Below are 541 nucleotides of genomic sequence, written 5' to 3' on the forward strand. Positions count from 1 at the left end.
AGCTAATGCAAACTTAGCTTTAATATTAGCTTTTACTTCTTTACTTGAATAAGGATATACTGTTATTTCTTCACTCATAATTGTTGTTTGTGCAAAATAAGTTTTACTTTTTAATAAAGATACTAACTTATAACTTACAGATAGATGAGAAGGTTTTATAACATTTACTCTCTTATATAAATCTTCTAAATCTCTAGGAAAACCTTGAGTACTGGTTAATTCAACACCAAAAGTATATGGAGATATGTTTTCATTTATTTTTATATTTGCACCTGTATAAGATTGAAGTATCATAGACATTCTTTTAGGTGTCATAATATATTTGCTTTGGAGCTTAGCAATAACTTTTCTTCTCCTAGCTTCTATAGCTTCATCTAGATTAGTAGATAAACCTACTCTATTTTCCCAAAAACTTAAACCCCATGTTGCGCTTTGAGGAAATAACTGTAATTCTATTTCTTTATTTAATAACTCTAGATTATCAAATTCGCTTCCTATAGCTTCATATATAGAGTTCATAATTAAACTTTGCTCATATATC

The 541-nt window shown here is 27.5% G+C and carries 1 protein-coding gene; it reads right to left on the minus strand.

The features are described from left to right. Positions 1–540, minus strand: a 540-nt coding sequence (locus tag Q3223_RS19490; RefSeq protein ID WP_407812447.1) for a YmfQ family protein, incomplete at its 3' end; no start/stop codon positions are given. Position 541: the final 1 nt, after the last annotated feature.

This window comes from Clostridioides sp. GD02367 (assembly GCF_045900275.1).
GTDB classification, from domain to species: Bacteria; Bacillota; Clostridia; order Peptostreptococcales; family Peptostreptococcaceae; genus Clostridioides; species Clostridioides difficile_A.